The organism is Brevinematia bacterium (assembly GCA_039630355.1).
Lineage (GTDB): Bacteria > Spirochaetota > Brevinematia > DTOW01 > DTOW01 > SKYB106.
The window spans coordinates 46,250-60,537 of record JBCNVF010000010.1 but is presented as its reverse complement, the minus strand read 5'-3'; the positions used below and the strand labels follow the sequence as shown (position 1 = coordinate 60,537).

Annotated in this window: 10 protein-coding genes and 1 tRNA gene; 6 read left to right on the top strand and 5 right to left on the bottom strand. The window is 36.2% G+C overall.

Going from position 1 to position 14,288, the window contains the following annotated elements; genetic code table 11:
- Nucleotides 1-142 precede the first annotated feature (142 nt).
- The gene (locus tag ABDH28_00685) at nucleotides 143-1,285 is read right to left on the bottom strand and encodes a hypothetical protein (GenBank protein MEN2997545.1); all 1,143 of its coding nucleotides are present in this window, start codon (nucleotides 1,283-1,285) and stop codon (nucleotides 143-145) included.
- A gap of 104 nt (nucleotides 1,286-1,389) precedes the next feature.
- Nucleotides 1,390-2,664, bottom strand: coding sequence for a serine--tRNA ligase (serS, locus tag ABDH28_00680; GenBank protein ID MEN2997544.1), 1,275 nt, complete (start codon nucleotides 2,662-2,664; stop codon nucleotides 1,390-1,392).
- 172 nt (nucleotides 2,665-2,836) lie between these two features.
- On the opposite strand from serS, the gene ABDH28_00675 reads away from it, so the two are divergent.
- The 3 genes from ABDH28_00675 to ABDH28_00665 all read left to right on the top strand — a co-directional run bounded on the left by ABDH28_00675 (nucleotide 2,837) and on the right by ABDH28_00665 (nucleotide 7,550).
- A complete protein-coding gene (locus tag ABDH28_00675) occupies nucleotides 2,837-3,949 on the top strand; it encodes a hypothetical protein (protein ID MEN2997543.1) in 1,113 nt (370 codons plus the stop codon).
- Between the two features lie 89 nt (nucleotides 3,950-4,038).
- The gene (locus tag ABDH28_00670) at nucleotides 4,039-4,569 is read left to right on the top strand and encodes a hypothetical protein (GenBank protein ID MEN2997542.1); all 531 of its coding nucleotides are present in this window, start codon (nucleotides 4,039-4,041) and stop codon (nucleotides 4,567-4,569) included.
- Nucleotides 4,566-7,550, top strand: coding sequence for a hypothetical protein (locus ABDH28_00665; protein ID MEN2997541.1), 2,985 nt, complete (start codon nucleotides 4,566-4,568; stop codon nucleotides 7,548-7,550). Before ABDH28_00670 ends, ABDH28_00665 begins: the two co-directional genes overlap by 4 nt.
- Nucleotides 7,551-7,689: 139 nt before the next feature.
- On the opposite strand, the gene ABDH28_00660 is transcribed toward ABDH28_00665, so the two are convergent.
- The gene (locus ABDH28_00660) at nucleotides 7,690-9,429 is read right to left on the bottom strand and encodes a hypothetical protein (GenBank protein MEN2997540.1); all 1,740 of its coding nucleotides are present in this window, start codon (nucleotides 9,427-9,429) and stop codon (nucleotides 7,690-7,692) included.
- 4 nt (nucleotides 9,430-9,433) lie between these two features.
- The gene (locus ABDH28_00655; GenBank protein ID MEN2997539.1) at nucleotides 9,434-9,862 is read right to left on the bottom strand and encodes an NUDIX hydrolase; all 429 of its coding nucleotides are present in this window, start codon (nucleotides 9,860-9,862) and stop codon (nucleotides 9,434-9,436) included.
- Between the two features lie 124 nt (nucleotides 9,863-9,986).
- On the opposite strand from ABDH28_00655, the gene ABDH28_00650 reads away from it, so the two are divergent.
- Nucleotides 9,987-10,059 (top strand) — tRNA-Lys (locus ABDH28_00650).
- 12 nt (nucleotides 10,060-10,071) lie between these two features.
- Here the strand turns inward: ABDH28_00650 and ABDH28_00645 are convergent.
- Entirely contained in the window at nucleotides 10,072-12,234 is a 2,163-nt protein-coding gene (locus ABDH28_00645; protein ID MEN2997538.1) for an adenylate/guanylate cyclase domain-containing protein, read from the bottom strand.
- A 270-nt stretch (nucleotides 12,235-12,504) separates the two neighbouring features.
- On the opposite strand from ABDH28_00645, the gene ABDH28_00640 reads away from it, so the two are divergent.
- Together ABDH28_00640 and ABDH28_00635 are read left to right on the top strand one after the other, a co-directional pair.
- Nucleotides 12,505-13,170 (top strand): SDR family oxidoreductase, encoded by a 666-nt coding sequence (locus ABDH28_00640; GenBank protein MEN2997537.1) that lies wholly within the window; start codon nucleotides 12,505-12,507, stop codon nucleotides 13,168-13,170.
- Nucleotides 13,167-14,288, top strand: coding sequence for a glycosyltransferase (locus ABDH28_00635; protein MEN2997536.1), 1,122 nt, complete (start codon nucleotides 13,167-13,169; stop codon nucleotides 14,286-14,288). The genes ABDH28_00640 and ABDH28_00635 overlap by 4 nt, the downstream gene beginning before the upstream one ends.

The window sequence follows — 14,288 nt, the reverse complement described above, 5'->3', positions numbered from 1 at the left end:
CCCGAATTTCTCGCAATTTCAATTATCTTCTTAACATCTTCAACCATTACTCACCCCAACTTGATCATTATTATAGTAATACCTTCAAAAGGATGTCAACTTACACTCCTAATACTAAGCAACCCAAAGATTCTAAAAACCTTCAAAAGTCCTCTGGCAGTGTGGTCCTTATTTTTTGCAAAACTCTGGAAGAGGAGAGTTTCTTATTTCTCACCTTATTAAAGTAATTCAAGCAGAACAATACCTCACCAAGCATTGACTCTCTAGACTCTGAAGTATTTATTATCCAAAGTAAAAAACCAATTTGATTCTTTACATCAGGTTCAACTCCTACATCCAAAAGCAATTCCTTTAGTTTCCTCTCTACTCCTAAAATATTACCATCAGCGAACAACTCCAAAATACTACTCAGATAGCTTCTAGTTCCATACTGACTTATATACACCAAACACCTCCTAGCTTCGTTAAAATTACCTACATTCAAGAAAGCTAAAAAAACATATTTAGCATTTTTTGGAGAGACCCCATAACTACTAGCTTCTCTTATCCCCTCATCTATGTAGCCAAACCTTATTAAAAACTCTATGCGCAAAGGAATAAACATAGGATGGTCCAAAGAGAGGATTCTCAGACACTCTTCATCATCTAGTTCTCCCAAAGCTCTGCCTACCATCAACAGATCTTCTTTGTCAAACTCAACCTTATCCCTTAGATAATAGTATACCTCCCTTATTTCAGAAAACATTGAAAAACCATACAACCTCTGTATAAGCTCCGAGAAAATAAATACATTTGTAATCTTACCAGCTTTCACTAAATCAATCACTAACTCCGGAGAATTGTTTAGAAAACACAGCCTAGAAAAATTTTTCAATACCAACTCACTTACCTCCTCACGAGCAATCAGATACTTAGATATACTCACTAGCACCTTTACTCCAGAAAACACAGAAAGATACGAATACTTCTCAAAATTGGTAGAATCAAGCGATATATATATATCTTCTAAAACATCTCTTCCCAGAGGATAACCAACCTTAATTTTCTCTATCCTAACTTCGTAAACATTTGTTCTCTTTAAAATCTCGTCCAAGATACTATACAGTTCCGAATACTTTGCCTTGAAAATAAACTCATTAACCAAACTCTGCAGAGATATTCTATTCTGCAAATACAAAGTAACATAGTCTATGTCTGAGAAAGAAAAAGGGCAGAGAAAGGCAAAAAAGATAGCAACAAAACAAACAAGCAGAACTACTATTTTCACATCAGCAATGGTTTTCACACCAGAAATTATAGAACCACCAAAATAGAGAAATCAAAAATTTCTGTCAATAGTGGTAGCTTAATAGCACGAAAAAGCTCTAAATTACCTATAGAGCAATTTAACTACTCCACATCTATCACATCAAACCCCGTATAACTTCTAAGAACTTCTGGAATCAACACTCTACCGTCCTTTTGCTGGTAGTTTTCAAGGATTGCTATTATAGTTCTACCAACTGCAAGTCCGGAGCCGTTTAAAGTGTGGACATACTCTAGTTTCTTTGTTTCCTTTCTTCTAAACCTTATATTACCTCTTCTTGCTTGGAAATCAAGGCAATTTGAAACCGAAGATATCTCTTTGTAGGTTCCATAACTTGGCAAGTATACCTCAATATCATAGCATTTTGCTGACGAAAAACCCATATCTCCGGCCGAAAGCTTAACTATCCTATGTGGTAACTCTAAAGCCTTAAGCAAGTTTGAAGCATCCTCTACCATCTTTTGATGCTCTCTTTCCGAATCCTCAGGTTTAGTTAACTTTATAAGCTCAACCTTACTAAACTGGTGTTGCCTTAAGATACCCCTCGTATCCTTTCCATAAGCTCCAGCTTCTTTCCTAAAGCTAGGAGCAAAGCCCGTTATACACACCGGAAGCTCATCCTCCTCAAGAACTTGATCTCTAAAAATATTTATCAAGGGAACTTCAGCAGTTGGGTTTAGAAAAAGATCCTCCTCCTCTATCTTATACAAATCTTGCTTAAACTTTGGAAGCTGTCCCGTAGCTACAAGAGAATCCTCTCTAACTAGAAATGGTGCCCATATCTCCTTATAACCAGATCTGGAAGTATTAAAGTCCAAAAAAAAGTTTATTACCGCTCTCTCAAGTTTAGCACCCTTATTTTTCATTACTATAAACCCAGAACCAGCAATTCTGCTAGATGCCTCAAAGTCCATTATACCAAGTTTTACGCCAAGCTCCCAGTGTGGCAAAGGATCAAAGTCAAACTTTCTCGGCTCACCCCAGTAACCTACAACTTCATTACTCTTCTCATCCTCTCCCGCAGGAACATCATCCATTGGCAAATTAGGAACTAAAAGCAAATTCTCCCTTATACTCCTCTCAATTTCTTCTAAAGCAACCTCCTTCTGTTTTATTTCTTCAGATATTCTTGATATCTGATTCAACAGATCAGTTGTGTCCTGAGATCTACTTTTAAGCACTCCAATCTCTCTTGAAATTTGCTTCTCCTTGGCTCTAAGATTATCAACCTCAAACACTATCCTCTTCCTCTGCTCATAAAGTTCCACAAGCTTACCAATGTCTACTGAACAGTTTCTATACTTAAGTTTTTCCTTCACAAATTCAACATTAGCCACTATAAACTTAATATCAAGCATAGTCAATTCCCCCCTTAAGGAAAGATTTTAAACCACATCTAACAACTTAAGCAATTTAACTGGCAAATATATCCAAAAACCTCCAACCATAAATCCTCGGACATTACGCTAATTCCAAGCATTCTCACTTCTTAACTTGAAATAAAACGATTCCCTTTTTCATAACTTTCGTATGAAGAAAATAACTTTCTCGCTAAAAAAGTTAAGACTAACCATCTTTACCATTGCTACTACTTTAATAGTAGGAGGATTAATCTTAGTTTTACTTATGCTACTATTGCTGAATATTCTTACAGCTTACACAAAAGGATCCTCGTTACTGATAATTTACACCCAGAACTATTTTCTTTCAATCTATGACGATACCATATTCTCCGAAGAGAAAAACTACGAATTTAGAAGAAAAATTGAAGGCTTCTATGCTTTCTATGAACTCCTATTCTCCCGTGAAAGACCATACGGAGAAATAGAAAAACTCTGGTTAGACTTTGGAATGTCTAAAGGTGAAATACCTCTAGTAGTTTACGGAACTATAATTATGAGAGCCCTACCAATATTAAACGATGTCAAAGCAAGTGCTGAAAGACTAAAAGCAAAGATAGACCTAGCAAGAAAACGTAACATCTCAAAGGAAGATATTGACGAAATCGTAATCTATCTTGTGGATTTCCACAAGAGCTTCTATTCATCAATCAGATCTATCTTGATCCCAATCGCATTTATAATATTCCTATTGATCATCATCTTAGCAGGAATACTTTCTGCCAGCTTATTCAGAAACTTATCTTCACTTACGAAAGTAGTCAAAATAGTCTCAGACAACACATTAAAAGCCTTAAGAAGAGAAAGTTACGAAATCTTGGAAATAATTGATCCTAAAAGTGATTTTGCAGTGCTTCAGGAAGCAGTCAACTTAACTTCCGAAAAACTTCAGAATATTACCCTAAAAAAAGAAAGAATCTTAGATAAAATATCCGAGATAGTTTCTATGTTGCATGAAAAAGTAGAAACAGTAACCTCTTACATCCCTTATATGGAAAATCTAAAGGAGAATATATCCAATATAAGTTCAACTTTCTTCTCAAGTGCGTGGGATTCACTTAGTAGATCCTTTTCCCTAATGGATGCAGAGGTAAAGAAGATATATACAGGGTTTGATAAACTTAGAGCTTTGTCTTCGGAGATATTTGAACCAACATCAACAGTTTACGAGATTCTAGAAACAACTTCTTCTCAATACAAACTTGCTAAAGAAATAGCCTTCAATTACACCTCCGATATTTAAAAAGCATTACAGACAGCATTCTAACTTCTTTCAGAAAGTCAACCGAGAACGTAAGTTACGTTCTTTCAGAGCTCAAACGCATCTCCTCAATGCTAAGAACAATAGGTATAAATTCCAGTATAGAGTTCTCAAAACTCTCCTCATCTAGCGAGGCCTTGAGCGATATCGCCACAAGGATAGTCAATCTCTCAAGAGAAGTTAGCAGTGTATTTGGAGCAGTGAAATCAAGTATGGAAGGATTTGAAATAGAACTAAAGCAAAACATTGATAAAATGAAAGGATTTATTGAATCTTTCTCCGAGATTGGGAAAAACCTTGAGGAAATATCAGCAACCATAAATACTCTATCAGAGGAAAGAGTTAAAGCTGAATCTAATATAAATTCCGCATACAACACAATATCAGAAGTTCTCTCATCACTATCACACCTTGAGAGAGAAAATGAAAAACTCCTAGAGACATTCTACCAGTTTGAGAAAAACTTTGAAAGTGTTCTTGAGTTTGTCAATTCTTTTCATTCTATTTATGAAGGAATAGATACCTTCATAGAAGCTTACAAAGAAATAACCAAACTTCTGTCAGAGCTTAGCTTAGTGTCCGAGGAGCTAAAGAAGATATGAAAATACCTGTACTTGTAAAAAGTATAATTCTTCTCGGAAGGATAAATCTTTCCCTAGCAACTGTCATATCCCTTCTGATACTTATACTCTCTTCTTCAATAATACTCACCATCTTTGACTTCAACTCAGAAATCCCATCTATAATTCTAGTAATTCTAGTAATAATTCTTCTTCTATTTGCTTTGGTACTCCTTGAAGTAAGGCTGGTAAAATCCTTTACTTTTTCATGTGGTAGGTTAGAAACACTTTTGTTTTCCAAAAGGAGGTTCCTACTAGATTCCATCATGGAAGCCTATAACAAACAAAAATCCATCAATATAGAGGAGGAAAAAGACTTAAAAAGGAAACTAAAGGATAATTTAGTAATACAAATAAGATGGATAGCACTTCTTTCACTCTTCTTGATGTTTCTAACAATCCTACTGGCTACCGAAGGAAGCAATGGGATAAGAGAACTTTATAACTTCATAAACAGCGATATTGAAGTAAACTACAATAGATACATTTCATCTGATATTCCACTTCGGGTAGAAGTCAAACCTAACTTCAGAGGAGACTTTTTCGTGCATTCTGAGAGTATCACCAAACTGACTCCTACAGGCAAAGGATTTACAGCAGAAGTATTCACATCTTCCTCAAATGCTGTCTTATTGGCCCGCAAATACGGCATCCTCAAAAAAATAAAACTCCTCTCATTAAGATATTTAACGGAATTCTCGTTACTCAGTCAAAACGTTGAAGTATTTTTTGGATCACTAAAACTCTCTTCATATGAATATATTCCAACACTTGAACTAGTAAAAGGAAGCAAAGTATTTATTCACCTTGATTTTTCACAAGATGTATCAAACGTCAGTTTTTCAAGAAACTATGGTATCAAATGGACGAAAAAAGACAAAAGTAACAGTATAGTTATTTTTTTAGTTGCTAACACTCCAAAAAAGTTCAGTATAGAAGCTATGGATAACTTCGGCAGAAAACTAAGGATTGAAGAAATTGAGTTAAGGATAGTTACAAATGATATACCTTTGGTCAGCATAAAATATCCTGAAAAAGATCTCACTCTAGTTTCTAGATTTGTCTTAGAAGGTTACGGTGAAATTACAGATAACCACACCATAGTAGACTCTTGGCTAGACATTAGTGTAAGCAACTCCTTAACAGGTATTACCAAAAAAATACAATCTCTAAGAGGAGAGGGCAGAGGGATTGCATTTTCCTACAAAGAAGGCTTCAGTTTTACTCTAGACTCGTTTATAGCTGGATTTCTACCAGGTGACAATATAAAGATCACCGTGTACGCTAAGGATATCTACGGAGCTGTTGGAAACGCTTCAAGAAGTATATACCTTCCAACATTCTCAGAAATAACAAGAATGATGAACGAAGAAATAAATGAAAAGAAGAAAGATACATCCAGCTGGAAAGAAGAATTACTACAACTTAAGTATGATGTAACGAGGAATAAAGTTAGCTTCTCACAGCTTATTGACAAGTTACAAAGTCTAAGAAGCTTCATAACCAACATCAGTGAATTCTCAGAAAAGGCTAGAGAGATATATGAGCAGTTAGACAGAACCAAAAGTCTAATTGACGAATTTAAAAAACTAGAAGATATATCCACAAAGCTTGAAAATATTCTCAATGACAAAGAGTTTAGAAAGATTGTTGAAACTCTAATGAGAGAGAAAGACAACAACCAACACCAGGCATTAAGAAAAATTGACGAATTAACGAAAGCCATAACTGAGCTAGATATGGAGATAAATAGACTATCAGAACTTAGAGATATAATAAGATCCATCTCCCAGACAAGAGAAATAGAAAGTTCACTCTACGAAGGTATTGACAGAAATGACATGGGAGAGTTCAATAGAAAAGTAGAGGAGTTTCTAAAAAGTGAAGAATTCCAGAAAATGAGCGGTGAGTTTAGGAGTAGCTTTCTAGAAAAAATTAGGCAGATTGACAAACTTCTAAAAGAGAATAAGAAAAACACTAAAGAGAATTTTTCTGAAATATTCAAGAATATTGACTTTGAAATTTTTAAGGAGGCGATGAGACAACTCTCGCAGATGCAGAAAAAACAAAGAGAAAAGTTTTGGGAGATATACTTTGGAGTTCTAAGCTCACAGATCTCCCTGACCAAGGCAAAGAAGGAAATAGATAAATTAGGGCTCAAGATTCCCAGAATAAACTTAGAACACATAAAAGATGAGTTTAAGATAGTTTCTGACTCTGTGAAGAACTTTAGATTGACTATGAGAGATTTTCTAGACAACTTCTCGTTAGAGCCCAGTTTGAGTGAAATTTTCTCCGAGATAGAATACAATGTTATGGAAATAGAAAAAGACTTCAACTTTTTCACAGATGCTGTTTCAAGCGGAGTGACTTACTACGTATCCCAAAACATAGCAAACATGATTGGTAGGACATCATCAGTTCTTTCAAAACTTCTTGAACTTTTAGAGAGTATGGATAAAAACATAAACATTTCTCCTTCAGGAGTAAGCTTGAGCGAAATTATGGAGATGTATAACCAAATACTCAAGATGATGAGTCAAGCGCTAGAGGAGAAAACAAGTGAGGAAATATTATCCAACCTAGAGAAACTCCTCGGCAAGGCTATACAGAAAGCTAGAGAACTTGAAGCTAAAAGTCCAGGTGACGGAATGGCTAGAGAAATAAGAGAGAGACTGGAAGAGATTCTAGACAAGATAAAGAAAGGTGAACTACTCTTAGCTAATACCAAAGCAAAAGAACTAGAGTTTAATATGCTTGAGTATCAGAGAGGAATGTTTGAGAAAGGAATTTCAGAAAAACGAGAAGCTGAGCGTCCAAAGGAGTATAAAGCCCCTAAAGTTGAGAATGTTATCAATGTGCAAAGGAAAGTCTACATCCGCGATCCATTCATACACAGTAAATATCTTGAAGTATTGAACAATTACAGGAAGATGATCTCTGAAAGAGAGATTAATCGGTAAGAGCTACCATTTACCTTCAATACTCCTCTCACAACTTCTTTCCTGACAAAACCTAAAAGCCAATCAACACACCCCACCCGACTTAGAAAGAGAATCGGCCAATCCAAAGAACCTAGAACAGGAGGATCTAGCTCACAGCTTAGCTTGTATAATACGAAAGAATCTCCAGCAACACTGATAAAACTTCTTGTCCCCTCTTTATAGACTCAATGAGTATCTTATTATGGATTCCTTTTACTGTTTTTATGTTGAGTATATGTTCAGGAGAAAGAGAAGAATAGTCCTGTAGAATAAATTTTAGGTACTTATTCAGCTGAGATAGCGAGTCATAACTTTTTACCACTATACTACCCGCTAAGTTGTTAGCAAGAGTGATTTTCTGCTGAAGAACTTTCCTAGAGCTTTCAACTTTAGCAACGCTAGGATCCTCAAAAAACCTACCTATGACCGAATAATACTCTCCTCCTCTGGTTGTATGTTTTAGGAAGACTGAGACATCTTTTTCTATCTCATCTATTGAAAGAATTATTGAAGAAAAAGTGCTTTTCAAGTATTTCTCTTTAAATATCCCGTTCACAGCTATATCGTTAACCGCCTCTCTGAATGTAGGCTTCCAGAAATAGTTTAAAAACGAATAGATAATCTGAAAAGCAGTAGGATAAGCAAAATGGTTTAGCTTGTAAAGAGATAGCTTATCACTATTCTCTTCAGTGTATATCGTTTCTAGTACTTCCTTAACTTCTTTTTCTGTCCTACCTATGAGATGGTAAAAAGTATTTGACTTTTCCTCTATTGTATCCTTTACCATCTTTGAAGCAAGGTTTTTGTTTTTCCTCACAACAACATCTTTGTAAACGTTTACTAAAGAGTACTCAGGCACTAAAAACACTGGAATATAGTCTGGATCATCCTTCAGAATGCAGACTATATCAACTATATTAAGCTTCTCAGTGATTTCGTATGCCTTGTTCAGAGTCTCAGGAGTTAAATTCTGAGAAATTTGAGAAAACTTCTTATATTCATAAGACTCCTTATCTATTATGCTTTCCAGATACTTTTTGAGAGCCATTATCACATCTATCATCATAGGGGTAATATCAATTTCGGAAATAATATTGCATAACTTTTCCATCTCCTCTGTCAGCCAGAAATCTGGAACTGCACTTAAAGAAATTTTACCCTTCTCGTCAATAAAATATCTCAGCAACTTTTTGAAATTGACTTGTTCTAGAAGGTCTTTAAAAACAAACAACCTAGAGTATATCTTATTTGCTCTTGTAAGTATAGTTGAATCTAAAGATGAAATGTTGTTTTCAACTTCAACTTCTATTCTCTCAAAAACCTTTTTCAGAGATTTATATTCAGAAATAACGCTTTTTACATCGCTAACCCCAAACAACGATCTAGTATTTGTCAAAAACTCAAACAAGTATTCTACGCAAGGTTTAAAATCACTGGGTGAGGTTGCATCCCAAACATTAGGATTGAATACAGTCATATTAAGCACTTCCGACACTGATTCAAGAGCTAAATACAGCTCATATAGGTATTTCCCAAACTGAGGATACAATACTCCCCTTCTAACATTCATTATAGGCGGTGAGATTTCAGCAACTCTATCTTTTATCATCCTCAACCTTTTCCTTTTGATGTATTCACCATAAGACATTACACCTAAAAGTGAGAAAATGAATATTAAAATTCTATCCCAAAAACTCAAGGTAACCATTTGACCTGAGGCACTAGGGATGGACTTCTGCTGATTATTTTGGACCACCTTAAGATCCTTGATAGACTCTTCCATTCTCTTCCTAAGTTGCTCTCTCTCCGACGGTGGCATTTTCCTTATTTCCCTCTCTAATTTTTCACTTCCAACCATAATTCTACACTCTCAACTCAATCACCTCTCCCAAACTTTTCTCTACCAATCCTCTTACAAAAGAAGAGGAGGGATAAACAGTAATTTTATCAATTTCACTCAAGTGGAAGAAATCAAACTCTACGATGATACCATCACTCTCAACAATTCTTATTTCCTCCAGGTCTGCAATGACATAGTAATACAAGTCAATGATATGTCTATTACTCTCCCCGTCAATAAATTCATTTATTCCGAGGAATTTTGCAGAAAATATTTTCCTAATATTAAGCTCTTCCTTGAGCTCTCTAGCCAAGGCATTTACTAGAGATTCCCCATACTCTACTCCTCCTCCTGGTAAGACATAATACTCCTTTCCCCCCTTACGATGCTTTACCAAAAGTAGTTTACCATCTCTGTTAAACATAACACCTTGAACTCTCAACCTTATCATATTCACTTCTACTCAAGACACTTTTACAATATTATGAAGCTTTAGGACACTTGGTTTAAACTTATTATCAGTAAAACCTAATTTGAGACTTCCCGGCGAGAAGTTTTATACTTTTAAGAGAAAAGAGCCGTTAGCTCAGGTGGTAGAGCACCGGCCTTTTAAGCCGGGTGTCGCTGGTTCGAGTCCAGCACGGCTCAAAAAGTAAGCCTTTACGGAAGAACGTCTTCTTCTCGTAACCCCATTCCCTTGATTATCCCATCATAGCTATCTAAAAAGCCAATCACCTCGTATATTCTTACGGGTAGCTTCTTACCTTTAACCCTTATAAGGTCCAATTCTCTCGCAAGTATTCTGTCCTTTACTCTCTCGTAAGTAGACTCACTTATAATTACCCTCGTATGAAAGAGTTTGTTTACCCCCTCCAGCCTTGAAGCAAGGTTCACGGTATCTCCCATTGCTGTATAATTTTTCTTCTTCGTTGACCCCATGTTACCTATAGTTGCTATTCCTGTGTTTATTCCTATACCTATATCTATCTGTCTATCAGTCGGCAGTGACGCATTTAGTTCCTTTAAAGCCTCCAACATTTCAAGACTAGCCTTACACGCCCTAAATGGATGTTCAGGATCATCAAGGGGAGCTCCCCAAAACGCCATTATCGCATCCCCTATATACTTGTCAACCGTGCCTCTATTGTCCATAATTATGTCTGTCATCCTTGAAAGATACCTATTTATCAGAGCTACTAACTCTTGTGGCGTTAATCCCTCAGATAGGGTAGTAAACCCTCTTATATCTGAAAAGAATATCGTAACCTCTCTGTCCTCACCACCCAGATTAAGTTTTTCCGGATTTCTAAGCAAAATGTTTACAACCTCTGGAGAAACATAACTATCAAGCATTCCTTTTATCTGCATTCTCTGAGCTCTTTCCTTTGCTATTACAAAAACTTGCCCCCCTATATAAGCAAGAACAGATGATAGGATAGGAGTCAGAATATCCGTCAGATAGGCATACTTCGTAATCGGATACTGGAGTATAATTGTCCCTTGCGAAAATAAAAAGTATGTTACAAACACAAACAAAACTAGAACTGCTATCTCCTGTACAAGAGCAAAAAGAGCACTCCTGTTAAGAATCAATATCAAGGTTGCTATCAAAGACAACAGAAGTGATACTACCGCTACTACTATATCAGATACAACCTTAACATACCCAGGGTAACCCTGAATAGTCGCCATTATTATATTGTTTACAGCATTTGCTAGATGTTCTATACCGTACATATTATCTGCTATGGGTGATTTCCAAATATCTCCATACCCATAAGTAAGCATACCCACCATCAATATCTTATCCTCAACATATTTGCCCAAACCTTTGATACGATGTAAATCCCAAAGAGATATAGTTCTTATCATGCCATTTCTTTCAGTCTTCTCACTTCTTGTCACATAGTTTATAAAAAACAAATTCTCACCATCAACAGGTATCTTCACATCTCCTACTCGGTAACTTCCATCAGGATACTTGATCTTCGCATTCTTTATCGTTATCTCTTTACCTAACTCAACAAAAACATTTGACACAGTAGTTTCGTAATAAGCACAAAGTATCACCAATACTATGCTAGGGTAATACTCTCCATTGTATTCAAGCACCATAGGAATAGCATTGTAAGTATCCGTATTTCCAAAGTACTTGACTAAGTTAGCATATCCTGCTCCCCAAGAATTCTGAACAACTTCCTCTAGAGGCAATACCCCCCTTGAAGGAATTCTTAGAAATTTTGCCTCACCCTTTATATTCTCCCTTGGTATAACAAACCTTCTCAGCAAAGCAATACGCCTAACATTTATATCCTCACTCAGTTTTAACCCCTCTTCCGTCCCTTCCTCACCCCTCTCAGTAGCAAAATAGAATATATAATCCACCAACGGTCTAAACCGTTTCTTTGCTTCCGCCAAAGAATTAAAGAAAACAGAATCCTCCTCCTTCACCGAATACTCCGAAAAAACAATATCAAAAAAGACAGAGTTTGGATAACGAGAATCCTTCTCGCTATACAGAGGTTTTAGAAAATACTCATCATAATACCTTCTTGGAAAAGGATACTTCCCAAGTCTTGATAAAGTCTTATCATCTATACCCACTATCACAATCTGATCTGATGTATACACTAACCCCTCAACTTCCCTCTTCTGCACCCCCTCCGCTATTACCGCCCTTTCTATCTCCTTCACACGAAAAAACCCGTTAACAAAAGCATCCCTAACCCTAGCTAAAAAAGTCTGAGTAAGGATATACGCAAACAAAAAGCTTAGAAGTGATATTGAGAAAAGTATAATTACATCCTTTAGTGATCTTTTCATAACTCTATAATAAATAAACATTCACAAACTTTCAATAACCGAGAATAACTAATAAAGTCCAAAATCTACAACTGCTCAACAAATTCCAAAATCCAACGATTAGGTATGATCTTTTACTTCTCGCAGTCCCTGTCGGGACTGGGTAAAATCGTTCTCTTGATAGAGGCTGAAACTTAATTTTAAGGTAAACTGTGGAAATCAGAATCTATTGTAAATTTCCCCGAAAGTTGAAATGTGTTTTTTATAACCTATACTATTATCTAAACTTCTATGCCTAAGACTGTGTTAATAACGGGTGGTAATATTGGTATAGGTAAGGCAACTTGCTTAGCATTTTCAAAAGCTGGGTATAACATCGTATTCTCCTATTACAAAGATGAAGAAGAAGCTAAGGAAACCGAAAAGGAATGTCTAAGCCTTGGAGCAAAAAACGTATTCAGCTATTACCTAAACCTTACAGAAGACAGCAGTATAAAGAAGTTCTCTGCAGAGGTTGTTAGCAGATTTAAGCAAATTGACATTCTCATCAACAACGCTGGTGTTCTCGCATGGAAAAGATTAGAGCAACAGTCATTTGAGGAAATCTCATTCCAAGTCAGGGTAAACTTAGAAGGACTAATAAAGTTAACAAAGATACTTTTACCTTATGTTAAGGAGATGATAATCAATGTTTCCAGTGGTGCTGGAAAAACAGGTTTTGCTGATCTTACCACCTACTGCGCAACTAAGTTCGGAGTAAGGGGGTTTACTCAAGCTCTAGCTAAAGAGGTTACAAACATAAAGGTTTTCGTAGTTAATCCAGACATGACTAGAACCAGAATGACAAATTTCGTTGGAAGACCCCCCGAAGAAGTTGCAGATGTTATATTCAGAGTTGCTGAAAACAAAATAAAAGTCTCCTCAGGAGAAGATGTAGATGTTTGGAAATATGTATGAAGATCTCAATAGTGTTTGTTAGAGCAGGAGGAGGACACTTATCAACCGCTAAAGCTCTCTCCGAAGAACTCAGATCACTTTACCCAGACGTAGAAATCACATTGTATGATGCTTTTAGTGAGAGCAATAGACTCATAAGAACAGTGATAGAGAAAGGCTACTCCACGGTTTCAAACTATCTTCCACACATATGGAGCGCAATCTACCTTTTCAGCAAACCCTCTGCGGTAGCAAAATTGGAAATAAGAACTGTATCCATGTTCATAAAGGAGAAACTAAGAAAATACATTCTACGTGAAAGACCAGAAAAAATAATCTCTGTCCACTTCTTCCTTACCAAACCCATCTATGAGATAATCAAAGAGGAAAAGTTAAACACAAAGCTCTTAACAATTGTCACCGACCCGTTTACCTGCCATCCCATATGGTTCTCCTGCCCTGAAGTTGACCTAGTTGCTTTCAGCGATCAAGTGAAATCTCTAGCAATCAAACACTCTGTAGCTCCTAACAAAATAACAGTATTACCAACAGTTGTCGGGGGGAAGTTTAATACCAAGCTTCCAGATGAGAAGATAAATGAACTAAAGAGAAATTTAGGATTTTCTCCTGATAAGCATGTTGTTCTAATTACCGGAGGTGGCGAAGGACTACAAAAGGGAGAAGTATTCCTAAGAGAACTTGCAAAAACTAATCTAGATATTGAACTAGCAATAGTCTGCGGAAGGAATCAAAAACTCAAGCAAAAAAGCGAAAAAATAGCAAAAGAATATCCCAATAAAAGAATAGCAGTCTACAGCTTCGTAGACTTTATATACGAGCTTATAAACATATCAAGCGTGGTTATAACAAAAGGAGGACCAGCAACAGTTATGGAAGTTCTATTGATAGGTAAACCACTTATAATAACCTCTTATCTATGGGAGCAAGAGAAAGGAAATGTTGAGTTTGTTTTACAAAACAAACTAGGCCTGTTTGAAACTAACCCAAAGAAAGTTGCACAAATAGTCAGTAAACTCATCTCAAACGAAGAAGAATTGAAAACCCTGAGTGAGAACATCAAAAAAGCAGAAATAAAAAACGGTGTAACGGAAGTAGCAAAGTTTATTCATGAGTTCTGA

Coding starts and splice junctions, on each gene's coding strand:
- serS (MEN2997544.1), bottom strand. CDS start 2,664: ATGCTTGATATTAAGTTTATAGTGGCTAATGTTGAATTTGTGAAGGAA.
- ABDH28_00675 (MEN2997543.1), top strand. CDS start 2,837: ATGAAGAAAATAACTTTCTCGCTAAAAAAGTTAAGACTAACCATCTTT.
- ABDH28_00670 (MEN2997542.1), top strand. CDS start 4,039: ATGCTAAGAACAATAGGTATAAATTCCAGTATAGAGTTCTCAAAACTC.
- ABDH28_00665 (MEN2997541.1), top strand. CDS start 4,566: ATGAAAATACCTGTACTTGTAAAAAGTATAATTCTTCTCGGAAGGATA.
- ABDH28_00660 (MEN2997540.1), bottom strand. CDS start 9,429: ATGGTTGGAAGTGAAAAATTAGAGAGGGAAATAAGGAAAATGCCACCG.
- ABDH28_00655 (MEN2997539.1), bottom strand. CDS start 9,862: ATGATAAGGTTGAGAGTTCAAGGTGTTATGTTTAACAGAGATGGTAAA.
- ABDH28_00645 (MEN2997538.1), bottom strand. CDS start 12,234: ATGAAAAGATCACTAAAGGATGTAATTATACTTTTCTCAATATCACTT.
- ABDH28_00640 (MEN2997537.1), top strand. CDS start 12,505: ATGCCTAAGACTGTGTTAATAACGGGTGGTAATATTGGTATAGGTAAG.
- ABDH28_00635 (MEN2997536.1), top strand. CDS start 13,167: ATGAAGATCTCAATAGTGTTTGTTAGAGCAGGAGGAGGACACTTATCA.